The sequence below is a fragment of the Soonwooa sp. genome (genome assembly GCF_032062245.1).
Lineage (GTDB): Bacteria > Bacteroidota > Bacteroidia > Flavobacteriales > Weeksellaceae > Soonwooa.
On record NZ_DAMBQF010000010.1, the window covers coordinates 53,334 to 75,514 of the forward strand.

The following is a 22,181-nucleotide window of genomic DNA, read 5'->3' on the forward strand; positions in this document are numbered from 1 at the left end:
ATTCGATTTCGTATTTTCGCAAAAAATAAAATTTTGAAAAGGCTCATCTCTGTTGTAGGACCAACCGGAATCGGAAAAACTAAATTGGCAATTGAAATTGCAAAGTCTCAAAAGACTGAGATTATTTCTTGCGACTCGCGACAGTTTTATAAAGAGATGAAAATAGGCACCGCCGTACCATCTGATGAAGAATTGACCGAAGTTCCACATCATTTTATCGGTAATCTTAGCATTGACGATTATTATTCGATAGGGCAATTCGAAAAGGAAGCGCTCGAGAAATTGGATGAGTTATTCAGTAATCACGATGTTGCGGTTATGGTTGGTGGAAGCGGTATGTACGAAAAAGCTGTTGTGGAAGGTATGAATGATTTGCCAGAAGCAGACGAAGACAACCAAAAGTTGCTGCAATTTATTTTTGAAAATGAAGGAATTGAATCACTTCAGAATCTTCTGAAAATTTTGGATCCAGAGTATTACAACAAGGTCGATTTAGAAAATCCTCGAAGATTATTCCGCGCTTTAGACATTATTTTTCAAACCGGGAAATCATATACCGAAAATCTTGATGCTCCCAAAAATAAAAGAAACTTCGAAAGCATAAGGATTGGCATTGATGCGCCACGAGAAGTTATCTATGACAGGATTAATCGGCGAGTGGATATTATGATGTTACAAGGTCTATTGGAAGAAGCAAAAGGTCTTTTTCGTCATCGTGACAAAGTTGCTCTGCAAACTGTTGGCTACACCGAATTATTTAGGTACATAGATGATGAATGGACGCTAGACTTTGCTGTTGAAGAAATTAAAAAGAATTCTCGTCGTTATGCAAAACGTCAAGTCACGTGGAACAAAAAGTTAGTTGATGTTAATTGGGTTAACTACGAAAATTCTGTTGAAGAAAGCTTATCTTTGCTTCACAAAATTTTATAAAAATGGCTAATACTCCTTCTAATATGTTGGCTTTAGGAACTGTTGCTGCAGATTTTGCACTACCTAATCCTTCCAAAGAAAATAAAATTGAAACGCTTAATGAACTGAAAGGTGAAAAAGCGACTTTGGTGATGTTCATTTGTAATCACTGCCCATTTGTCTTGCATGTGATCGAAAAGTTAGCGGAGCTTTATGACGATTATAAATCGCAAGGTATCGAGTTTATCGCAATTAGTTCTAACGATGCAATCGCATATCCCGCAGATGGACCAGAATTAATGGTCGATTTTGCAGAAGAACATAGGGTTAATTTTCCATATTTATACGACGAATCTCAAGAAGTTGCGAAAACTTATGAAGCCGCTTGTACACCAGATTTCTTTTTGTTTGATAAAGATTTGAAACTAGTATACCGTGGACAGATGGACGATTCTCGTCCAGGGAATCAAAAGGAAATAACAGGTGAAGATCTTATCATCGCGTTCGAAAACCTTTTGGCAGAGCAACCACAAGAAGAATTGCAAAAACCTAGTTTGGGTTGTAATATCAAGTGGAAAGCTTAAAAAATATAAACGCTCTCAAATTTTGAGAGCGTTTTTTTATTGAATGAAAACCATTTGTGGTTTTAAAAAAATATCAGTTTTACTATTTTTATCAAAATATATTTTTACTAAATCTTAAATGGCTTTGTAAAATTTTTAAATAAAACTTACTTCAAGAAAGGATTAAAATCCTTTTCGAAACCGATGGTTGTTGGATCGCCGTGTCCGCTATAGACTTTGGTGTCAGGATTCAGAACTAATAACTTTGTTTTGATACTTTCGATAAGTTGTTCGTAACTCGCTTTATAAAGATCCGTTCTACCAATACTTCCGTAGAATAAAACATCACCCGAAATTACAAAGCCTTCTTTCTCGTTATAGAAAGCAATACTTCCTGGTGAATGGCCTGGTACAAACAAAATTTTAAATTCTTCATCGCCAAGTTTAATAACGTCGCCTTCATTCAGAAATTCTAAATTTCCAACAAAAGGCGTAAAAGCAAATCCAAATTGCATCGCGCTCATTGGCGCTCTATCAAGCAATTCTTTATCATTAAGATGTAACAAAACCGGAACATCATATTTGTCATAAGCCCACTGAAGCCCCAAAACATGGTCAATGTGCGCATGCGTTAACAAAATATTTTTAACTTTTAGTTGGTTGTCGTCCAAGAACGATTCGATCTGTTGCGTCTCGTGGATTTGGAAATTTCCAGGATCGATGATAAAAGCTTCTTTGTCGTTGTAGATGATGTATGTATTTTCCGAAAACGGATTAAATGCAAAAGTCTTGATGTGTAACATAGGTATTTCTTAATATTACAAAAATACCAAATCGAATCTAATTTTCTTATCTTCGTGATATGAAGAAGTTAAGTTTTGTTTTTCTTTTAGTAACAAGCCTTTTGCAGGCTCAGAAAATTGCTGGTGTACAATTGTTTAATCCACAAACTAACGACGAGACGCCGATTATTAGTTTCAATCAACAACTTATTTTAAGGTTTGATGATTTAACCAATAGCAGCCAAATTTATCGATATACCATTAAACATTATGACCGAAATTGGCAAGATGACGGACTTTTCTTTACAGAATATGCCGACGGAAGCCTTAATGCGTTGATCGATAATTTTCAATATTCGTTTAACACAACTCAGGCTTACACACATTATCAATTGACTTTCCCGAACGAAAAAATCACGCCAAAAATCTCTGGTAACTACGAGATTATCGTTTATAAAGACTCTGCCGACAAGCCACTTTTCAAAAAAAGATTTGCAATTTATGAAGAAGCGGCTAATATAGGTTTGCAAATGTCGAGATATCAAGATGCCAAAAAGCCAGACTTACGTCAGCGTATAGAAGTGCAGGCGGTTGGTAGTGGGACAAGCGTTACCAATAATATCAATTCGATTTCGATGTCGTTGATGCAAAATAACAACTGGAATGCGATGATTACTAACCAACGTCCAACGTCCACTTTGGGTAACAAAATGTTGTTTCAACAACTTGGCTTAGCATTTCCCGGTAATAGCGAATTTTATTATTTCGATAACAAAATTCTTAATCAGGTGTACGACATGGTTGCCAATGTAGGCTCAGAAAATGGCCAGAACCAAACTTACCTATTCCCAGTTTGGGCTTTTCCCGAGACTTACCAAGCTATTGGCGACGTTAATGGCGCTTATTATTTCCGTCGAAATGACCTAGGCATCGAACGTGACGCCAACAAAGAAGCCGATTATTCTATGGTTCATTTCGCTTTAGAAAGTTTAAAAATGAACAAAAACATCTACGTTCTTGGACAATTTAACGATTACAAAGCCGACGAAAATAGCTTGATGACTTATGACGAAGCCAAAAAAATGTATGTTGCAAAAATCTACCTAAAACAAGGCTTTTACAACTATATGCTCGCAACCAAAAACGAGAATGGAAGCCTTAATTTTGGAGAAATAAACGGTAACTTTTGGCAGACAGAAAACCTTTATCAGTCCTTACTATATTACACACCATTTGGCCGCAACTACGATGGATTGTTAGGTTACGGCGAATTGAGAACGCCAGTTAGATAGTGTTTTGGGCGATTCCCGAGCCTTCGCTTTTTCCCAAGCTTTCGGGTCGGGCTATCCGCTGCTATCTTTTGCGAGGTGCATTTCGCTGCGCTCAGCACCTCACAAAAGGATTTTCACTCTTATCCCTATCGCGTCCCGCAGTTGCCTAATTTGGAATAATATTTGAAATTTCATTTAAAAATAAAAAGATTATGAATTACACATACCAAAACAACCAATCTGGCAACGGCGGATTTATGACAATGCACAATGACAGCGAAGAAGTGGGAAGATTAACCTACACGATAATACCAGAAGATAATCGATATGTCATTTCTTTTGTCAATATTTATCCAAAATTTGAAGGACAAGGACTTGGGAAGTTAATCGTGAAAGAAGCCATCGATTTTGCTCGAGATAACAATTGGAAAGTCTATCCACATTGCTCATACGCAAGAACAGTGATGTCTCGTATGGATGATGTACAAGATATTTTACTTAAATATTAATTATCCTGAGTTCGGAATAAGAAGATTAACGTCAGTTTGAGTGGTTTTCGCAGAAAACTGTATCGAAAACAAGTTAATTTTCTTATCATTAAAACTTCTCGATAAAAAATCTTTCAGATTTTTACTCGAAGTGACGCCTCGTATAAATAGAAATGGTTTATCCCGAACTGACGTCAATAAGATTTTACAAAAATAAAATCTAAGATCTTAGATTCAGCACAAATAAAAAATCGGCGAAACAAATTCCGCCGATTTTTTTGTTTTTTTATAAAGCTTTATAGTCCTAGACTTTTTCTTGCTTTTTCTAAAGTTTGTTGTGCAATTGGACGTGTTTTGGCAGCGCCTTCTTGCAATTTCGATTCTAGTTCGTCAAGATGCGACATATAATAATTGAAAGTCTCTCTCTCTTTTTCGAAACGTGTTAAGATAAGATTTAACAATTCAGTTTTTGCGTGTCCATATCCGAAGTTACCAGCCAGATATTTTGCTCTTAATTCCTCGGTTTGTTCTGGTGTTGCAATCAGTTGATAGATTGCGAATATTTTATCCGTTTCAGGATCTTTTGGTTCTTCCAAAGATTTAGAATCTGTTTCGATGGACATCACTTGTTTTTTCAATTCCTTCTCTGGTGCGAAGATGTTGATGATGTTGCCAATCGATTTAGACATTTTGCGTCCATCTGTTCCTGGGACATATTTAGTGTCTTCTTGCAACTTCGCGGACGGCAAAACAAAAACTTCGCCCATTTGACGATTAAATTTTTCTGCCACATCTCTTGTAATTTCCAGGTGTTGAAGTTGATCTTTTCCTACCGGAACAATCTCCGCATCATACAACAAAATATCTGCAGCCATCAATATTGGATAGTTGAACAATCCAACATTAACATCCGCCAATCGATCCGATTTATCTTTGAAAGAATGCGCTAATTGCAATCTTTGGAACGGGAAAAAACAATCCAAATACCAAGTCAATTCACAAGTTTCTGGGATATCGCTTTGACGGTAAAAGTGCGTCTTTTCGGTGTCTAGTCCGCAAGCAAGCCAAGCTGCAGCAATCTCATAGGTGTTTTGTTTCAGAGCTTCTGCATCTTTTATCAAGGTTAAAGTATGAAGATTTGCAATGAATAAAAATGATTCGTTCTCTGCCTTTTTTGATAATTCGATTGCAGGAATAATCGCTCCTAAAAGATTTCCCAAATGTGGGGTTCCGGTCGCTTGGATGCCGGTTAAGACTCTTGCCATAATAGTGTTCTATTTAATAGCAAAAATACAAAAGATTGTGTTGTTGACCAATTTCTTGACCTTCTGACTTTACATAAAAGATTAGTCAGTCAGTTGACTTTCTAATTTTTGAGTAAGCGTTTTGTTTCGTTTTCTAAAATCAAAAATTCTTTTTAACATTATAAGTAAAGCTAAAATTACAATTGACCAAATGATGATTTGATTAATAGAAAACTGTTTTTCGGATTTTGAAAGTTTCTTTTGGAAATCTTGGTTTTGCAAATTCATAAGACGGTTGAGCGATTTCAGTTCGCTGTCTTGCTTTTTTTTCTCGTCAAACGAAGTAACTCGTTATAAGATTGATATTTAGTCCAATCATTTAACGCCAATAATTGTCGCGCGTTATTTCGTAGATGCCTTCTTTTAGACTTAAATCCGAAACATCTTTAGCAAGAATCTCCGCTGCTGCTAGGATCTCTAAGGACTTTTTGTAATCATGTTGTGTGTGGTAATTGTCCGCCATCCCTTTATACGCAAAGGCTTCAAGACTTTTTGTTCCTGATCTTTTACCATAGAAAATGGCTTCATCAAAATAGTTTTTGGCTTGATTGTAATTTTTTAGTTCCAGAAAACAATATCCAAGATTGTAAGAAAAGACGCTAATATTGGCATCGTTTTTTGGTTCTGTTGCTAAACTTTTAAAAAAACTAATGGCAGGGACAAATTTGTTAATCGCCATTTCTGGGTTAGATTGACTACGATAGATCATCCCGCGAACGGCGTCTATAAAGTTTAGATTAAAATTTCGGTCATAGTCTTTCGCAGGCAACGTACGGCAAAGTGCTTCTGATTTTTCAAGATTTTCTAAGGCTTTATCGAACAAATCCATTTGTTGATATTGTACACCAATTGTGTTAAGAATCCTGATTTTGGTAACCGTTTTAACGTTGGTCGTCAATAAGTCGGAGGTCCGCATGATGTAGTATAACGAGCTGTCTATGTCGCGTTTGGCAACATAAGCATTCGAAATCAACATATAGATATTCGCAATTTGATCGGGTGTTTTTTCTGCTTTTAAAAGACTTTTGGAGATGCTAATTGCTTTTTCTGGTTCATCATAAAGCAACATTCTCGCCTCCTTAAATTTTAATTTATCAGCTTCTAAATCTTGTGCAAAGATCTGTTTTGGAGCTAAAATAAAGCAGCAACAAATTGCAATTAACCAACTTCTACTTCTTTTAGTCTAAATGCGGCTTGGTTGTCGTACAATAGTTTTAGACGTTCTTCAATATTTTTAATTCTGATTTGCGTTTCTTTTTCGGACGTGTCTAGTTGACCAGAATTTTTAACTAAAAGATTAAAAGTGTTTGCGTCTTCATAAGATTTAACCAAAATGGAACCACCATCTTTTAAAATAGAAATCCCATGTTTAACAGCTTTTTCGACCAACATTTGCAAAATCATTTGTGGGACATAATAACGATAATGCTCTTTTGGAATATCGATGTCGTAGCTAAGACGCTCTTCATATTGGATTTTAGAAATTTCTAAAAAAATTCTACCGATTCAACTTCTTGTTCTAACGGCACAAAATTACTTTTCCCTGATAGAAGTGACGATCGCAATAACTCGGAAAGTCGCGTAATCATTTCCTCCGTTTTTTTTGATCTTCTTGTACAAGACCTCGTATGTTATTAAGACTATTAAAAATAAAATGTGGATTAATCTGCCCTTATAGTGTGTTGAGGTTGGCTTCTTTTAAGTTTTTTTCGATGGTGAGTTTATGCTTCAGTTCTTTCTGATTGTTTTTATAAATTTTAAAAGCATATATAAAAGCAAGCCTGTTGAATGATATGAAAAGAAAAAACGAATAATTAACCAATTGTTTTTCTGTTAATGCTAATTGGTTTCTTTTAGATTGTATCGATCTAATATTTGTAAAATCTACAGAATAATCTAGAATTGGCCATAATACAATTTGAAACAAAATATGCAGAATCATCGCGCTTACAATAACTAAAGCAATGCTTTTGGGTTTTAATAGTCCGTACTTTTCTGTTTTTTCTAAAACAATCATCAAAGGAAAACAAACGACATTGAGTAACAAAGCACAAGGAAGCCATTCTAGTAGAAAGTAGATTGTAAGATTATTGTTATTCATATTTGCGGCTGTAACGACTTTATCAACCGAAAGCGAAAAAAAGCACACGCAAAAAATAAATATAAAAGTGAAAAGTTGGATTTTCCAATTGGTAAGCATTTTCATATCTAATTATTTTAGAAAAGGCGACTTATAATACCAAGACAAAGAGCAAAGATAAAATAGCTTAAAATAAATAAAACAAAGAATAAAATCACCTTCCCGACAATACCTAACCACGACTTTTCTGGATAAAAACCTTTGTAAAACCACATCAATAACAGTGGTACAATTAGAGTCGAAACTAAAGTTATATTTAAAAATAAACTGATATTATCTTTAGAAAAATAGAGTAGTGGATAGATGAGCAAAATCGTAATGAGCGTGTAATAACATTGGAAAAATGCGTTCATTACAATATGTTCGAAAAAATTATTTCCCCATTTTTTAAAAACGATATAAGTGAAAATCGCAAAAATCGGTAATAAGGCTAACGAAAACAGCGACATGTAAGACGTTATCCAAGTCAAAATCGGATTCGCAGTATGTTCTGGGATACCCATTTGCGTATAAGACTTCGCTAACATTTCTTTAAAATTCAAAAATTTAAAAGAAATAAAAGTCGAAAATCCACTCAGTATAAAAGCGAGTCCAATTGGCTTATAATGATTAACACGGTTGCCATCAACAAAGTCGCGCGCCGTTTTGCCAGGGTTTTTTAGAATGTTTTTAATAGAATAGAAAAAACCTTTGTTGGTATGGATTGCGACATATTGCACTTCGTCGATCAGATATTTTCTATCGATGCGTTTATACTTTTTCTGACCGCAGTTGGCACAGAAATTTTGCTCGATGACAAGGTCGCAATTTTTACAAATGTTGTCGGACATGTTTTTTTAGAGATTTCTTTTTTTTAGTTCTGCTTCTAGGATTTCAGTTTTTTTCGAAGCTTTATAAAGTAAGTAGCCTAAAAACACAGGAAAGATAAAAGCAAATCCAAAGCCTTTCGCCCAAAAAGCAACTCCCGCAATTCCCGCCGTAAAGCCAATTAAAACCGAATTAAGGATTTTCGTAGACTTCAAAGTTTTCTTAGCTTTTAACAATTCTTCGTCGCTAAGGGTTGTATAATCGATGTCGGACATATTTATTTTTTTCTACTTTTTAATTCTTTATCCATTGTCGCAAAGGTCGTGTAGATCGGCAACAACGTAATTGGGAGAATAAAAATAGGAATCGACGCTGGGAAATTAAATTTTTCAAAACCTTTGTAGATGTTAATTCCTAAATACACCAAAAGTATGATGATCCAAATGCTAGCAAAAGCAGTCCAGATCTTCTTTTGTTTGTTACGCAATATCTGCAATTCCTCAGTTGGCATCTCTGAGTAGTTTGGTTTTTTATTCATTTTTTTGTTTTGGTTTAAAAAATATTAAGCGAAAAATTGTGTGATAAAATCAATGATTTTAACAGCGATTTCGATGATTAGTGTGACCATGATATTTTGTTTTTTGAGGTTTTTCTGAAACAAATATAATATCTCAGGATCAGCAATTATGGTTATAAATGATGAACGGTAATTTTGAAATGTCGAATGGTAAATTACGGAATCTGAATCTTTTCTCCTCCGAATTTCGGCTCTACACCAAAGAACATATCCCAATAGACTTTGGCTCTCGCAAATTTTTCTCTAAGATTGGTTTTGAAGCCCATCGCTTTGTTGACATCTTTTGCGTTGTAGCCATAAGCCGTCATTCCGTTTTGTTGCGCTAGAAAAACCGCACGTTGATTATGGAATTTTTGCGAAATGATAACGAGTTCTTTTTGACCAAAAATTTCTTTTGCTCTAACTACAGAATCCAAAGTTCGGAAACCCGCAAAATCTTCAAAAATATGATTTTCGGGAACGCCTTTTTCCATTAAAGCAAACTTCATGTCTTCAGGTTCGTTGTAGTTTTTTTTAGAATTGTCACCACTTACGATGAAATATTGGACTTTTCCTGCCTTGTGTAATTCTGCAGCAGCGTCGATCCTATAATTAAAATAAAGATTTGGTTGACCATTCGCTAGCGTTTTCCCAGTGCCAAGCACGATACCAACTTTCTCCTTCGGAATATCATTAATATTAAATGAGTTAAAAGCTTCGGTATCGCTTTCTATCGTTGTGTTGGACCACCAAACAAAAAGGGCCGATACTACGATGAGTATCAGTCCTGTATTTAATATTTTCTTGAAAATTTTCATTTTAAAACTCGTATCATTTAATCGAATTTTAAAAATAAGATTTATTTATTGCTTTTCAAAAATTTTAATTTAAAAATCTAAACCATTTGGGAAAGCTTTCTTTCTAAATATATAAAGGAACAAAGCGCCAACTGTAATCGCAGAATCTGCTACATTAAAGATATATTTGAAAAACTCAATCTGTTTACCGCCAAATATAGGGACCCAATCTGGCCAGGTCGTATCCACCAATGGGAAATGTAGCATGTCAACCACGCAACCACGCATAAAGTACGAATAACCATCACCGAAAGGCGTTAGTTTTGATACGCTGTCATAGTCTATCCAACGGCCAATACTTTCTTCATACATCGTTCCAGAATCGAAAATCATCCCATAAAACATCCCATCGATAACGTTACCAATTGCACCTGCAAAAATCATTGCCATCGGAATGATGAGGTAATTGGACGCACCTTCTTTTAACCATTTTCTGAAAAGGAAAATCATTCCGCCAGCTAAGAAAAGTCTTAACAAGATCAAAGTATATTTTCCCCAAAGTCCTCCGAAATGAAGACCATAAGCCATGCCCGGATTCTCTACAAAAGTCAATCGGAACCAGCTAAGTCCAAAGACTTCCACACTTTCGCCAAGATGGAAATGCGTTTTGATGTAGATTTTTGAAGCTTGGTCGATAATTAAAATTAATAAAGTGATTAATGCAATCTTCTTCATTATTGTCCTTTTGGCTTGTTAGGTCTATTGATTTTTTGCTCTTTTTTTTCGTTGATTTTCTTCACAGTTTTTTGATTGTGAAAATGATTTCTTGTATGAAATTTTTCAAACTCGATATTCATGTCTTTCAAAACACTTTTAAGAGCCGCTAACTCCATAGCATTTTTTGTGTGTACTATTATAGATTCCATTATTTAGGATTTATTTTTTTGATAATTCGTCTAGTCTTTTTCGTTCTCTAGGACTTAAATCGTCTATTCCGTTTTCGCCAATTTTGCTTAGCAGTTGGTCAATTTCTTTTTCGCGTTCACGTTTATCATTATTAAAACGGTCGTCGATGCTCATGTACTTTTCTTCTGGTTTAGAAATTGAAGCGCTAAACTTATCTTTAAAATCAAACGCAAAAATAAGGATAATAATAAGAAAGATGATAACTAATGTCATGACTTTATAACCAAAAAAGGTTTACAATTTCTTGTAAACCTGTATTATTACTTAATTAAAGAAAATAATCGTTTATACAATCTCAAATGTTTTTGAATTAACGTTGCATATTTTTAGCTTCAATACTCAAAGTTGCGTGTGGTACAGCTTTTAGTCTTTCTTTTGAGATTAACTTTCCTGTCACACGACAAATCCCGTAGGTTTTGTTTTGTATTCTGATTAACGCATTTTTCAGATCACGGATAAACTTCTCTTGTCTTCCTGCCAACAACGCATTTTGCTCTTTGCTTAGCGTCTCAGCACCCTCCTCAAAAGCTTTGAAAGTCGGCGACGTATCGTCCGTTCCGTTATTTTGATCGTTAATAAAACTTTCTTTAATAAGACTTAAATCTTTTTCAGCTTTATCTATTTTATCTTGAATCAGTTGTTTAAACTCTTGTAAGTCGGCGTCACTATATCGTAATTTCTCTTCTGCCATGTTCATAACTTTAAATAATTTGGTTTTTTTATATTAATTAAAGATAGTAAAAAATATTTATAAAACTATTACAAAAAAACAAGCAATATTAACAATTTTTAAACTTTTTCTACCTTTATTTTAAATTTCACTTCATCTATCTCAATTTCGTTGAAGTTTTCAGAAATCGCTTCTGTAACAATATTATTTGCTAAAACTTCTTCAGAAATATAAGCTTTATTTCTTTCGATGTCAGCTAAGAAAGGATTATCGTTTTCTATAGAAATGTTAATTCTATCCGTTAGCTCAAAATCTTTGTCTTTTCTAAGGTTTTGAACGCGATTGATGAATTCTCTAGCAATTCCTTCCGATTTCAACTCGTCCGTTAACGTCAAATCTAATGCCACAGTGATTTTTCCTTCACTTGCTACCGTCCAACCTGGGATATCTGATGTGAAAATTTCAACATCATCAATCGTGATTTCGTGTCCAGAAACTGTAGCTTTTCCTGTTTTTTCAAGATCTGCAATTTGCTCACTTGTGAAAGCAGAAATTTCTCCTGCAACCGCTTTCATATCTTTTCCTAACTTCGAACCTAAGGTTTTAAAGTTCGGTTTGATTTGTTTTACAATTAAATGAGATGCTTCCTCTGCATTAATTAATTGAAGTTCTTTTACGTTCACTTCTTGCTTAATTAATTCAGCAACAGCATTAATTTGAGCTTCTGTTTTTGCATCCAAAACTGGAATCATCACTTTTTGAAGTGGTTGACGAACTTTTTGGTTTTCTTTCTTTCTTAAAGAAAATACCATCGATGTGATTTGTTGCGCTAAATGCGTTTTTTCAACCAAATCGGTATCTATTAAACTTTCACCAGCAACGGGGAAGTCCGTTAAATGCACAGATTCGCCATTTGTTTTTTCTGTTACCGCATTCAAATCTTGGTACAATTGATCCATAAAGAACGGCGCAATTGGAGCCGAAAGTTTTGCAATCGTATCCAAACAAGTGTATAAAGTTTGGTAAGCTGAAATTTTATCATCGCTGTAATCGCCTTTCCAGAAACGTCTTCTACATAATCTTACATACCAGTTCGATAAATTATCATTCACAAAAGTATTGATAGCTCTTGCCACTTTTGTTGGTTCGTAATCTTCGTAGAATGCTTTTACATCTTTAATTAAAAGATTTAATTCTGATAAAATCCAACGGTCGATTTCTGGTCTGTTTTCAACATCTTTTTCAGAATAATTAAATCCATCAACATTTGCATATAAAGCAAAGAAAGAATACGTGTTGTAAAGCGTTCCGAAGAATTTTCTACGAACTTCATCAATTCCTTCAATGTCGAATTTCAGGTTTTCCCAAGGATTCGCATTCGAAATCATGTACCAACGCGTCGCATCGGGACCGTAAACAGAAAGCGTTTCGAAAGGATCAACGGCATTTCCTAGACGTTTAGACATTTTTTGTCCGTTTTTGTCTAAAACCAAACCGTTAGAAACCACATTTTTATACGCCACAGAATCGAAAACCGTCGTCGCAATCGCATGCAACGTGTAGAACCAACCACGAGTTTGATCAACACCTTCCGCGATAAAATCTGCTGGATAAGCTTTTTTGTCGTCAATCATTGCTTTGTTCTCGAACGGATAATGCAATTGTGCATAAGGCATTGCTCCCGAATCGAACCAAACGTCGATTAGGTCACTTTCACGCTTCATTGCTTTTCCTGATGCTGAAACCAAAACGATTTTTTCCACCACATTTTTGTGAAGGTCGATGATTTCGTAGTTTTCTTTCGCCATATTTCCGATTTCAAAACCTTTGAAAGGATTCTCCGTCATCAAACCTGCAGCAATTGATTTTTCGATTTCATTATACAATTCTTCAACTGAACCTATGATGATTTCTTCTTTTAAATCTTCCGTTCTCCAAATCGGCAACGGAATTCCCCAATATCTTGAACGGGAAAGATTCCAGTCGTTTACATTTTCTAACCAATTCGCAAAACGTCCTTCACCAGTAGATTTAGGCTTCCAATTGATGGTTTCGTTCAGTTCAACCAACCGATTTTTAACGGAAGACATTTTCACGAACCAAGAATCCAACGGATAATACAAAACCGGTTTGTCGGTTCTCCAACAATGCGGATAACTATGGACATATTTTTCAACTTTGAAGGCTTTGTTTTCGGTCTTTAGCAAAATCGCTAATTCCAAATCCCAAGATTTCTCAGGTGCTTTTCCGTCGTCGTAATATTCGTTTTTAATATATTTTCCTGAAAATAATTCAGGAACATTTTCACCTTTAATGAAACGACCTTGCAAATCCACCAATGGAACCAAATTGTCGTTTTCGTCTTTCACCAACATTGGTGGAACACCAGCGTCTTTAGCAACTTTCGCATCATCTGCACCAAAAGTTGGCGCCGTGTGCACAACTCCCGTTCCGTCTTCCGTTGTCACGAAATCTCCAGGAATTACTACAAATGCTTTTTCTGGATTTTCAGCTGGTAAAAACCATGGAACCAATTGCTCATAAGTTGTTCCAACCAAATCCAAACCTTTGAATTCTGCTAAAATTTGGTAAGGAATTGTTTTGGATTCCGCCGTGTAATTAGCGAAATCCTCGTTAGTTCCTTCCACGAATTTCTTCCCGAATTGTTTTGCTACCAAAGCTTTCGCCAAGATAATATTTATCGGTTCGAACGTATATTGATTAAAAGTTTTAATTAAAACATAATCGATGTTTGGACCAACCGTTAACGCCGTGTTAGAAGGCAAAGTCCAAGGTGTTGTCGTCCAAGCCAAAATGTGAATTGGCTGCTCTTTTTCATTGTCAAATTCTGCCCAATGCAAAGCGCCACCACAAGTGTTTTCTGCAATATCGCAAGCTTCAATTGAAGAAAGACCTTTGATTTTTGAAGCAACTTTTTCAGAAAGTTTTTTAACTTTAAATTGGGCTACAACCGTCGTATCCGAAACATCGCGATAGGTTCCTGGTTGATTCAATTCATGTGAAGAAAGTCCAGTTCCAGCTTTCGGCGAATACGGCTGAATAGTATAACCTTTGTACAACAAATTTTTATCGTACAATTGCTTCAATAACCACCAAACCGACTCCATGTATTTTGGTTCGTAAGTGATGTACGGGTCTTCCAAATCTACCCAATAACCAATTTTTTCGGTAAGGTCGTTCCAAATGTCGGTGTAACGCATTACCGCATTTTTACAAGCTTGGTTGTATTCTTCGATGGAAATTTTCTTTCCGATATCTTCTTTGGTGATGCCTAATTCTTTCTCAACGCCCAATTCCACGGGAAGTCCGTGCGTATCCCAACCCGCTTTACGGAAAACTTGCTTTCCGTTTTGCGTTTGGAAACGACAAAAAATATCCTTAATCGCTCTCGCCATAACGTGGTGAATGCCCGGAAGTCCGTTTGCAGATGGCGGTCCTTCGTAAAACACGAATTCTGGATGCCCTTCTCGGATCTCCACAGATTTTTTGAAAGTGTCGTTTTCCTTCCAGTTAGCAGCAACATTTTCTGCAACTTGGCTAAGGTTTAGGTTTTTATATTCTTTAAATTGACTCATTTCAGTCTCAAGTTCTTTTATACTAAATAATTAAGTTTGCGAATTTAGTGAAAATATAGCAAAAAATAATGTTCTCTATGGTGAGAAATATGGTGTTGAAACATGAATTTAATATCAAATATTTTAAGAAAGATTAAAAAAGGAATGATGTTACAAAAGATTGTATCTTAAAATCTTATATTTTTGCAATTATAAAAATGAACAAATGAGAATCTTTGCGTTTTATTGTAAAGAGAAAAAATAATGAATATCCATGTCAAATCTACTGAAGGGAAGCTTAAGTTATTTCTTGATTGTAATAGTTTTTCCTTTTTTGTTGTTGTTTATGGCATATTACGGTTTCGAATCGTCTTATGTTAAAATAAAACATCTCGAGCAACCACCTGATTTTATATTTTCGTCGGTGTATGCTTATCGACTTATTCCAAATTATGTTAGTGTTGAGATGAATAATTTTCTTCACTTTGTCGTGGAAAATTATTTAGTGATAATTAAACCTGTTTTAATAAAAAATGGAAGCATTTATTATCATAGTATTTTTTTGACCAATGCATTGTTTTTTACAATTTATTTTATTATTCTCGAACGAATTATCAATGTTGTATGTGAAGGTTCGGGTTTTAAAAGTCAGAAGAATTTGTTACTTTTTATTGTTGCTGTTTTCGTGACCTGTATGACGCAATATGTGCCTACTAATGGTGATTCTATTGCGTTAGCGTTTTTTCTTTTAGGTGTTTTTTTTAGTTTGAAGTTTAAAAAAAGTAAGAATTTTCTGTATGTTATTTTGACGGCTATTGTGATTTTTGTGTCGACATTTGTGAGAGAAACGGCTTGTCTCAATATTTCTTTTTTTGCTGCTTTACTTGTAGATTTTAAGAATTTAAAAACTTTGAATAAAAACGTTGTCGTCAATGTATTGATTTTGGTTTTGGCGTTTATTATTCCGTATGTTTTACTGAGAACAATGATTATTAAACAAGAAACGACATTTTTTGAAGGTGTTTATTTAAAACAAAATTTCACGAGTCCTTTTAATCTTTTAGGATTGTTATATGGGATAGTCGGTATATGGCTTCTGAATAAATTTATTGATATAAAAGAGCGCAAAAGTATCTTTCTTAACTTTTTAATTTTCTCAATGCCTTATTTTGCCATGGTTGTATTGGTGGGATTATTTTGGGAAACTAGACTGTTTTTGCCGATAATGATTATTGCAATAATTTTTGCTAGGACCTCCAAGAGTGAATTAAAAGAAGCTTTATAGAATTATGCATTTATTACATCCATATTTTTTAGTTGCGATTGTCGTAATGTTTGTGTTTAGCTTTCAGGAGGTATATTCAGGACGAGTTAATAAAAAGTACTTTTGGTACTTGGGCGTATATTTAATGATCTTGGCTGGATTTAGAGATCAGGTTGGAGCTGATTTTGGAAGCTATCTTGGAATATATTACTGGACAAGTTCAAAAGAATATTGGAGCATATTTCTTAAAGCGTTAACCTTTGAACCCCCTACTCCTATTGAGTTGGAGTGGGGCTATGTTTTTATTAATAAATTGGTACTTGAGTTTAATGCTCCGTTTTATGTGCTAACAACAGTAGTCGCTATTTTAGCTATTAGTTTTAAGAATAAGTTCATTCTAGAAAATACAATGTATCCTTTTTCTTTTTTATTAATATCTTTTATTCCTGGATTTTTTGTTGGAGAGAGTGGGCAGATTAGACAAAATTTAGGTTCTTTTATTGCTTATTTTGCAATCAGATATATTAAAGAAAGGAATCTTTTAATGTATCTTCTATTTATCCATCTAGCGGGGGGAGTACATAGTGTTTGTTATGTGTTGTTGCCGATGTATTGGTTGGCTAGAGTTCCTTTAAATAAGCTTTTTATGATGCTAGCGATTATTGGGTCCATTATTGCATCGCCATTTGAAGTCTATAGATTCTTTGGTAGTTGGTTAGACTCTCTGATGTCAGACTCAACTATTGTTGTAGGTTTCAATGGTTACATGAGTGAAACGATTGAAAGACAACGTGGCGGATTTGGGTATCCGGAGTTAATGATGTTAATAGTTACAGTTTTCTTATTTGCATTCGACACTCTAATGAAGAAAAAGTACCCTTATTATGAATATCATAGATGGTATGCTTTGATAGCAATTTGTTCGTATTTTATTTTTAGGAATAATCCAATCTTTTCGTCAAGATTAGCAGGGGTATTTGTTGGTGTTTCTTATCTAATAATTCCGAATGCTATGTATGTGGTTAATGCAGGGACTAAAAGAATAATCCATTTTTTCATTATTTGTCTTGCGATTTTTAACTTCTTAGTATTCTCATCATTTAACAATATTAGTAAAGGAAAATTTACAATAGAAAAATATAGAAACTGGATTCTCCCATAATTATAAGATATGAAGCTGGATATATTTCTAAGTAAGCTAAACTTAAAACTCGTTGCATATCTTATAATGATTGCGACAGCAGTTTATACTTTGGCTTTTACTTTTCTTCATAACAAAAAAGCGGATGGCTATATTCTTGGAGATTGGCTGATTAACTATCAGGATGGAGGATTTAAAAGACGAGGTCTTTCAGGAAGTTTTTTCTTTTTATTGCAAGACTTGACAGGATTTCCACTTAACTATTTAGTCTTTGGATTTCAGTTAGTGATTATTGTTAGTTTCTTTTTTATTTATTTTAAAATCATAAAAAACAGGAAACTCGATTTGCTATATATATCACTAATGTTGTCTTCTGTGGGGTTTGTCGGGCTTTTCAATTGTGTTGATTATGCAGGAAAAAAGGAGTTTATCATATTCTTACTTTTTGCGTTGTTAGTTTTTTGGTTAATCAATAACAAGCTAACAAGAACCAAAGAATGGATAATAGTTTTAGGACTTTTTATCACGATGTTTTTGCATGAGATAGCTTTGTTTTTTGTTCCTTATTTTGTGATTGCTTTATATCTTAAAGAAGGAAAATTTGAATTAAAACGCTATATTAAATACTTTGCTGCGGTTTTTATACCTGCGGTTTTGATTGTACTTTTTGGTAAAGAAATTAATGAAGGACATTCATTGGCAATTCTCAAAGAGCGCGGCGTTATTTTTACAAGAGGGATTTTCTTTTGGGATATTAATGAAAGAGAATATATTAAAAATGCATTCGATGATTATCGTTGGTATTTTTTGAGTGTAGCTATTAGCGTTTTTCATGTTATTTTTTATTTAAAAACTGAAAAAATCAGTAAAATTGTCGGGTGGATGATTTTAGGAGCATTTCTATTTTCGCTGCCATTATTTGTTTTAGCGATTGATTGGGGACGCTGGATGTATATCCACATGATGTTCCTCATTATTATGTTTCCAATTTTAATTAAACCAACTAAAACAATCTGGGAATATTCTCCGATTGAGCTTAATAAAACATATCTTATTACTTTTCTAATTATTTTTATATCACTTATTTATAGAGTAGAAATGTCAGGGAAAGGATTTACTTTCGAAGGCTTATTTTATCGGATTTTCTTTGTTCCTTTTGAGCTGATTCATAAAATGATTTAAAACAATAAATCTCATTTAATAAAAAACTTCTACTTTTGCAAAAAATTTCAGAATGTCCAAAAATCTAGTTATCGTTGAGTCGCCAGCAAAAGCAAAAACCATCCAAAAGTACTTGGGGAAGGATTTCGAAGTGAAGTCCAGCTTCGGTCACATAAGGGATTTGCCGAAAAAAGGAATGGGAATCGACCTGTCGTCTTTCACGCCAGATTACGAGGTTTCTGCCGATAAAAAGAAATTGGTTGCTGAGTTGAAAGCAGTTGTCAAAAAAGCCGAAATGGTTTGGCTAGCATCCGATGAAGACCGCGAAGGAGAAGCTATTGCTTGGCATTTGGCAGAAGAACTGAAATTAAAACCAAGCAACAGAAAACGTATTGTTTTCCATGAGATTACAAAAAATGCAATTCTGAAAGCAATCGAAAATCCAAGAGATATTGATCAAAATTTAGTCAATGCACAACAAGCAAGACGAGTTTTGGATAGAATTGTAGGTTTCGAAATGTCCCCTGTTCTTTGGAAAAAAGTAAAACCAGGACTTTCTGCAGGCCGAGTTCAATCGGTTGCGGTGCGACTAATTGTTGAGCGTGAAAAAGAAATTAGACATTTCAAACCAACAGCAAGCTTCAAAGTTGATGCCGTTTTCTTAAACGATGGAAAGCAAGAAATTGCAGCAAAACTTAAAAAAGACTTTTCTAAAGAAGCCGATGCGGAAAACTTTTTAGAACAAGCAAAAAATACAGAGTTCAAAGTTCTTAATGTTGAAACCAAGCCAGGAACACGTTCTGCGTCGGCGCCGTTTACAACTTCGACTTTGCAGCAAGAGGCGTCTTCGCGTTTGGGTTACAATGTGACCACGACGATGCGTCTGGCGCAACGCCTTTACGAAGAAGGGTTTATTACGTATATGAGAACGGACTCCGTGAATCTTTCTCAAGAAGCGATTAATGGTGCAAAAGCGCAAATCCTTTCAGATTACGGAGCAGATTATTCTCAACCAAGAAATTATACAACCAAATCTGCGTCTGCACAAGAAGCGCACGAGGCGATTCGTCCAACGGATTTTGGTGTTAAAACAATTGGTGATGCGCAATTGAGCAAATTATATCAGTTGATTTATCGCCGAACTTTAGCGTCACAAATGTCGAATGCTAAAATCGAAAAAACAGTTATCGAAATCGGAAATCCAAGTTTGCCACAGCATTTTGAAGCGCAAGGAGAAGTTATTGTTTTTGATGGTTTCCTTAAAGCTTACGGAATAGTAAAAACTGAGGAAGACGATGAGGAAAACAACGAAAAGCTACTTCCGAAAGTTAAAATCGGTGAAGTTTTAGATTATAAAAAAATTACAGCTTCAGAAAAATTCACCAAGCCAAGTGCACGTTATACGGAAGCAGGTTTGGTTAGAAAACTTGAGGAATTGGGGATTGGTCGTCCATCGACGTATGCGCCAACAATTCAGACAATTCAAAATCGTGAATATGTTGATAAACGCGAGATTGAACCGCAAACGCGAGAAGTTGTTCGTATTTCGCTAACGAAAGGAGCGATCAAAAAAGAAGTTCTGGACGAAAAGTTTGGTGGCGACAAAAATAAATTTGTCCCAACAGACATCGGCGAAGTTGTTAACGATTTCTTGATTGACAATTTCCAAGAGATTTTAGATTACGGCTTTACGGCGCGTGTTGAAGGAAGTTTTGACGAAATTGCTGATGGTTCTGAAGATTGGAAAAAAATGATGACGGATTTCTATTCCAAATTCCATCCAAGAATTGAAGATGTTGAAGAAAATGCGGAACGTGCAACCGGAGAACGTATTTTGGGTATTGATCCAAAATCGGGAAAACAAGTTCATGCGAGAATTGGACGCTTTGGACCGATGATTCAGATTGGAGAACAAGACGATGAAGAGAAACCAATTTTTGCTTCGTTGTTGAGTGGCCAAAATATTGCAACAATTTCATTGGAAGAAGCTTTAGAATTGTTCAAGCTTCCATTTGAATTAAATGAATATGAAGGTCGGACCGTTGCGATTGGTGTTGGACGTTTTGGACCGTATGTGAAATGGGGCGAAACTTATATTTCGATTCCGAAAGGTGAAGATCCATTATCGGTTGATCAAGATCGTGCCGAAGAAATTATCAAAGAAAAGCAAAAAGCCGATGCGCCAATTGCAAGCTATAAAGGCGAGCCGGTAACGAAAGGAACTGGGCGTTTTGGACCGTTCATTAAATACAAATCGATTTATGTGAATGTTCCTAAAAAGTACGATTTTAATAATCTTTCGCAATCGGATATTGTTGAGTTAATCGATGCTAAACTAGAAAAAGAAGCTAATCGTTACATTCAACAATGGGAAGATGAAAAAATAGCTTTGGAAAATGGACGTTGGGGACCTTTTATCAAATTCGGAAAAACGAATCTTAAAATTCCGAAAAGAGCAGACGGTGAAAAATACGATGCCGAAGAATTGAAACAAATGGATTTGGAAACGGTGAAAGCTTGGATTAAAGAGCAAGATCCGAAAGCTTTTGAAACTAAGAAGAAAGCTCCAGCTAAAAAGACCGCTGCCAAAAAAACAACCACAGCAAAGAAAACGACGACAACCAAAAAGGCGAGTCCGAAAAAATAAAGAAAAGCCATCTGCAAGTTTTGTAGATGGCTTTTTTATTGGTAAATTGGAGTGTCCAAAATAATTCAATTATGTCAGATATCAAAATCCTCGATTTACAATTTCTCAATACGCCACATGCGATTGGTTCTTTTTTTATCGAAAGTCAAGATGGTTTAATTCTTATCGAGTCGGGTCCCGAATCCACTTACGAGCGTTTAAAATCAGCTATCGAAAAAGCGGGTTTCAATATTAATGATGTTAAGCACGTTTTGTTGACGCATATTCATTTTGATCATGCGGGCGCCGCTTGGAAGTTTGCGAAAGCGGGCGCGAAGATTTATGTTCATCCGAAAGGCTATTTGCACATGCTCAATCCAGAAAAGTTATGGAATTCTGCCAAGATGATTTATGGCGACGATATGGATCGACTTTGGGGAAAAATGGAACCGATTGCCGAAGAAAATCTTGTTCAAGTTGACGATAATGATATTATTAAAATAGGAGAACACGAATTTAAAACCATTTACACACCTGGCCACGCCATTCATCACAATGCGTATAGGCTTGGGAATGTTATTTTCACGGGCGATGTGGGAGGTGTCAAAATCGGAAATCATCCTGTCGTTCCGCCTTGTCCGCCGCCAGACATCAACATTGAGCTTTGGAAACAGTCTTTAGATAAACTCGATGCCGAAAATGCAGAAGCTTTTTATCTTACGCATTTTGGACGTCAAGAAAACACCAAACAACATACGCAAGAGCTTCGGGCGATTTTGGATGATTGGGCAAATTGGATAAAACCTTATTTCGAAAACGGAACTTCACCTGACGAAATTACCCCAAAGTTTATGGACTATACACAAAATCAACTTTGCAAAAAAGGATTGTCTTCCGAAGAAATCCAAGTTTACGAATATGCGAACCCAAGTTGGATGTCTGTTTCTGGACTTTTGCGCTATTGGAAGCTGAAGCAACAAGGCAGAATTTAAATTTTTATTTTTTCTATTTCGGGCAATCCTCGCGCCTTTCTGAAGTCCTTACTAGCTCGGTCGGGCTGTCCGCTGTATCTTGTGAGCTTCGCTCGGCCGTCTATGTTACGCTGCTCCTTCGTCGCGCCGTAACACCGCCGCCTTGCTCCGCTCCAAGGATGCCGCT

23 protein-coding genes and 1 pseudogene are annotated in these 22,181 nt (G+C 35.3%); 9 read left to right on the plus strand and 15 right to left on the minus strand.

All coding sequences use genetic code 11. The features are described from left to right. Positions 1-30 precede the first annotated feature (30 nt). Both miaA and RT037_RS07335 read left to right on the plus strand, forming a co-directional pair. Positions 31-933, plus strand: a complete 903-nt coding sequence (miaA, locus tag RT037_RS07330; protein WP_313029531.1) for a tRNA (adenosine(37)-N6)-dimethylallyltransferase MiaA — start codon at positions 31-33, stop codon at positions 931-933. Between the two features lie 2 nt (positions 934-935). Continuing rightward, the gene (locus tag RT037_RS07335) at positions 936-1,496 is read left to right on the plus strand and encodes a thioredoxin family protein (protein WP_313029500.1); all 561 of its coding nucleotides are present in this window, start codon (positions 936-938) and stop codon (positions 1,494-1,496) included. A gap of 146 nt (positions 1,497-1,642) precedes the next feature. On the opposite strand, the gene RT037_RS07340 is transcribed toward RT037_RS07335, so the two are convergent. Further along, entirely contained in the window at positions 1,643-2,278 is a 636-nt protein-coding gene (locus tag RT037_RS07340) for an MBL fold metallo-hydrolase (protein WP_313029503.1), read from the minus strand. Positions 2,279-2,337: 59 nt separating this feature from the next. On the opposite strand from RT037_RS07340, the gene RT037_RS07345 reads away from it, so the two are divergent. Together RT037_RS07345 and RT037_RS07350 are read left to right on the plus strand one after the other, a co-directional pair. Next, positions 2,338-3,549, plus strand: coding sequence for a type IX secretion system plug protein domain-containing protein (locus tag RT037_RS07345; protein ID WP_312324314.1), 1,212 nt, complete (start codon positions 2,338-2,340; stop codon positions 3,547-3,549). A 191-nt stretch (positions 3,550-3,740) separates the two neighbouring features. Continuing rightward, a complete protein-coding gene (locus RT037_RS07350; protein WP_312324312.1) occupies positions 3,741-4,037 on the plus strand; it encodes a GNAT family N-acetyltransferase in 297 nt (98 codons plus the stop codon). Between the two features lie 275 nt (positions 4,038-4,312). Here the strand turns inward: RT037_RS07350 and trpS are convergent, their stop codons facing one another. The 14 genes and pseudogenes from trpS to ileS all read right to left on the minus strand — a co-directional run bounded on the left by trpS (position 4,313) and on the right by ileS (position 14,852). After that, positions 4,313-5,281: a tryptophan--tRNA ligase gene (gene trpS / locus RT037_RS07355; protein ID WP_313029508.1), complete on the minus strand. Its 969-nt coding sequence runs from the start codon at positions 5,279-5,281 to the stop codon at positions 4,313-4,315. Between the two features lie 358 nt (positions 5,282-5,639). Next, the gene (locus tag RT037_RS07360) at positions 5,640-6,389 is read right to left on the minus strand and encodes a tetratricopeptide repeat protein (protein ID WP_312321960.1); all 750 of its coding nucleotides are present in this window, start codon (positions 6,387-6,389) and stop codon (positions 5,640-5,642) included. A gap of 89 nt (positions 6,390-6,478) precedes the next feature. Continuing rightward, on the minus strand, positions 6,479-6,712 hold the full coding sequence (locus RT037_RS07365; RefSeq protein ID WP_312321961.1) for a hypothetical protein: 234 nt from the start codon (positions 6,710-6,712) through the stop codon (positions 6,479-6,481). A 95-nt stretch (positions 6,713-6,807) separates the two neighbouring features. Then, positions 6,808-6,986: pseudogene (locus RT037_RS13860) on the minus strand (histidine kinase). Between the two features lie 6 nt (positions 6,987-6,992). Further along, positions 6,993-7,421, minus strand: a complete 429-nt coding sequence (locus RT037_RS07370) for a hypothetical protein (RefSeq protein WP_312321962.1) — start codon at positions 7,419-7,421, stop codon at positions 6,993-6,995. A gap of 116 nt (positions 7,422-7,537) precedes the next feature. Then, positions 7,538-8,290: a DUF3667 domain-containing protein gene (locus RT037_RS07375; RefSeq protein ID WP_312321964.1), complete on the minus strand. Its 753-nt coding sequence runs from the start codon at positions 8,288-8,290 to the stop codon at positions 7,538-7,540. Positions 8,291-8,296: 6 nt separating this feature from the next. Then, positions 8,297-8,542 carry a hypothetical protein gene (locus tag RT037_RS07380; protein WP_312321966.1) on the minus strand — a complete coding sequence of 82 codons (246 nt, stop codon included), beginning with the start codon at positions 8,540-8,542 and terminating at the stop codon, positions 8,297-8,299. Between the two features lie 2 nt (positions 8,543-8,544). Beyond that, positions 8,545-8,805, minus strand: a complete 261-nt coding sequence (locus tag RT037_RS07385; RefSeq protein ID WP_312321968.1) for a hypothetical protein — start codon at positions 8,803-8,805, stop codon at positions 8,545-8,547. Between the two features lie 194 nt (positions 8,806-8,999). Continuing rightward, positions 9,000-9,641 (minus strand): ElyC/SanA/YdcF family protein, encoded by a 642-nt coding sequence (locus tag RT037_RS07390; RefSeq protein WP_312321970.1) that lies wholly within the window; start codon positions 9,639-9,641, stop codon positions 9,000-9,002. A gap of 69 nt (positions 9,642-9,710) precedes the next feature. Next, the gene (locus tag RT037_RS07395) at positions 9,711-10,355 is read right to left on the minus strand and encodes a lipoprotein signal peptidase (protein WP_312321972.1); all 645 of its coding nucleotides are present in this window, start codon (positions 10,353-10,355) and stop codon (positions 9,711-9,713) included. After that, positions 10,355-10,546, minus strand: a complete 192-nt coding sequence (locus tag RT037_RS07400; RefSeq protein WP_312321974.1) for a DUF2683 family protein — start codon at positions 10,544-10,546, stop codon at positions 10,355-10,357. The genes RT037_RS07395 and RT037_RS07400 overlap by 1 nt, the downstream gene beginning before the upstream one ends. A gap of 10 nt (positions 10,547-10,556) precedes the next feature. Then, complete coding sequence (locus RT037_RS07405) at positions 10,557-10,799, minus strand: DUF6576 domain-containing protein (protein WP_313029518.1); 243 nt, start codon at positions 10,797-10,799, stop codon at positions 10,557-10,559. Positions 10,800-10,896: 97 nt separating this feature from the next. Continuing rightward, positions 10,897-11,277 carry a TraR/DksA C4-type zinc finger protein gene (locus tag RT037_RS07410; RefSeq protein ID WP_312321976.1) on the minus strand — a complete coding sequence of 127 codons (381 nt, stop codon included), beginning with the start codon at positions 11,275-11,277 and terminating at the stop codon, positions 10,897-10,899. Between the two features lie 98 nt (positions 11,278-11,375). Next, entirely contained in the window at positions 11,376-14,852 is a 3,477-nt protein-coding gene (gene ileS / locus RT037_RS07415; RefSeq protein WP_313029522.1) for an isoleucine--tRNA ligase, read from the minus strand. A 253-nt stretch (positions 14,853-15,105) separates the two neighbouring features. Here ileS and RT037_RS07420 point away from each other — a divergent pair, with 253 nt between their 5' ends. The 5 genes from RT037_RS07420 (at position 15,106) to RT037_RS07440 (ending at position 22,015) form a co-directional block, all read left to right on the plus strand. Then, on the plus strand, positions 15,106-16,116 hold the full coding sequence (locus RT037_RS07420) for a hypothetical protein (protein WP_312321978.1): 1,011 nt from the start codon (positions 15,106-15,108) through the stop codon (positions 16,114-16,116). Positions 16,117-16,120: 4 nt separating this feature from the next. Further along, the gene (locus RT037_RS07425) at positions 16,121-17,257 is read left to right on the plus strand and encodes an EpsG family protein (protein ID WP_312321979.1); all 1,137 of its coding nucleotides are present in this window, start codon (positions 16,121-16,123) and stop codon (positions 17,255-17,257) included. Between the two features lie 9 nt (positions 17,258-17,266). Beyond that, positions 17,267-18,418, plus strand: coding sequence for a hypothetical protein (locus RT037_RS07430; protein WP_313029526.1), 1,152 nt, complete (start codon positions 17,267-17,269; stop codon positions 18,416-18,418). A gap of 52 nt (positions 18,419-18,470) precedes the next feature. Then, positions 18,471-21,044, plus strand: a complete 2,574-nt coding sequence (gene topA, locus RT037_RS07435; RefSeq protein ID WP_313029527.1) for a type I DNA topoisomerase — start codon at positions 18,471-18,473, stop codon at positions 21,042-21,044. 71 nt (positions 21,045-21,115) lie between these two features. Continuing rightward, positions 21,116-22,015, plus strand: a complete 900-nt coding sequence (locus RT037_RS07440) for an MBL fold metallo-hydrolase (protein ID WP_313029528.1) — start codon at positions 21,116-21,118, stop codon at positions 22,013-22,015. Positions 22,016-22,181: the final 166 nt, after the last annotated feature.

Bases quoted from the DNA above. Each gene is read 5' to 3' on its own strand.
- RT037_RS07350 (WP_312324312.1), top strand. From the start codon at position 3,741: ATGAATTACACATACCAAAACAACCAATCTGGCAACGGCGGATTTATG.
- trpS (WP_313029508.1), bottom strand. From the start codon at position 5,281: ATGGCAAGAGTCTTAACCGGCATCCAAGCGACCGGAACCCCACATTTG.
- RT037_RS07400 (WP_312321974.1), bottom strand. From the start codon at position 10,546: ATGGAATCTATAATAGTACACACAAAAAATGCTATGGAGTTAGCGGCT.
- RT037_RS07340 (WP_313029503.1), bottom strand. From the start codon at position 2,278: ATGTTACACATCAAGACTTTTGCATTTAATCCGTTTTCGGAAAATACA.
- RT037_RS07425 (WP_312321979.1), top strand. From the start codon at position 16,121: ATGCATTTATTACATCCATATTTTTTAGTTGCGATTGTCGTAATGTTT.
- RT037_RS07410 (WP_312321976.1), bottom strand. From the start codon at position 11,277: ATGGCAGAAGAGAAATTACGATATAGTGACGCCGACTTACAAGAGTTT.
- RT037_RS07385 (WP_312321968.1), bottom strand. From the start codon at position 8,805: ATGAATAAAAAACCAAACTACTCAGAGATGCCAACTGAGGAATTGCAG.
- RT037_RS07335 (WP_313029500.1), top strand. From the start codon at position 936: ATGGCTAATACTCCTTCTAATATGTTGGCTTTAGGAACTGTTGCTGCA.
- RT037_RS07375 (WP_312321964.1), bottom strand. From the start codon at position 8,290: ATGTCCGACAACATTTGTAAAAATTGCGACCTTGTCATCGAGCAAAAT.
- topA (WP_313029527.1), top strand. From the start codon at position 18,471: ATGTCCAAAAATCTAGTTATCGTTGAGTCGCCAGCAAAAGCAAAAACC.
- RT037_RS07420 (WP_312321978.1), top strand. From the start codon at position 15,106: ATGTCAAATCTACTGAAGGGAAGCTTAAGTTATTTCTTGATTGTAATA.
- RT037_RS07370 (WP_312321962.1), bottom strand. From the start codon at position 7,421: ATGAATAACAATAATCTTACAATCTACTTTCTACTAGAATGGCTTCCT.
- RT037_RS07365 (WP_312321961.1), bottom strand. From the start codon at position 6,712: ATGTTGGTCGAAAAAGCTGTTAAACATGGGATTTCTATTTTAAAAGAT.
- RT037_RS07440 (WP_313029528.1), top strand. From the start codon at position 21,116: ATGTCAGATATCAAAATCCTCGATTTACAATTTCTCAATACGCCACAT.
- RT037_RS07390 (WP_312321970.1), bottom strand. From the start codon at position 9,641: ATGAAAATTTTCAAGAAAATATTAAATACAGGACTGATACTCATCGTA.
- RT037_RS07430 (WP_313029526.1), top strand. From the start codon at position 17,267: ATGAAGCTGGATATATTTCTAAGTAAGCTAAACTTAAAACTCGTTGCA.
- RT037_RS07405 (WP_313029518.1), bottom strand. From the start codon at position 10,799: ATGACATTAGTTATCATCTTTCTTATTATTATCCTTATTTTTGCGTTT.
- ileS (WP_313029522.1), bottom strand. From the start codon at position 14,852: ATGAGTCAATTTAAAGAATATAAAAACCTAAACCTTAGCCAAGTTGCA.
- RT037_RS07360 (WP_312321960.1), bottom strand. From the start codon at position 6,389: ATGTTGCTTTATGATGAACCAGAAAAAGCAATTAGCATCTCCAAAAGT.
- RT037_RS07345 (WP_312324314.1), top strand. From the start codon at position 2,338: ATGAAGAAGTTAAGTTTTGTTTTTCTTTTAGTAACAAGCCTTTTGCAG.
- RT037_RS07380 (WP_312321966.1), bottom strand. From the start codon at position 8,542: ATGTCCGACATCGATTATACAACCCTTAGCGACGAAGAATTGTTAAAA.
- RT037_RS07395 (WP_312321972.1), bottom strand. From the start codon at position 10,355: ATGAAGAAGATTGCATTAATCACTTTATTAATTTTAATTATCGACCAA.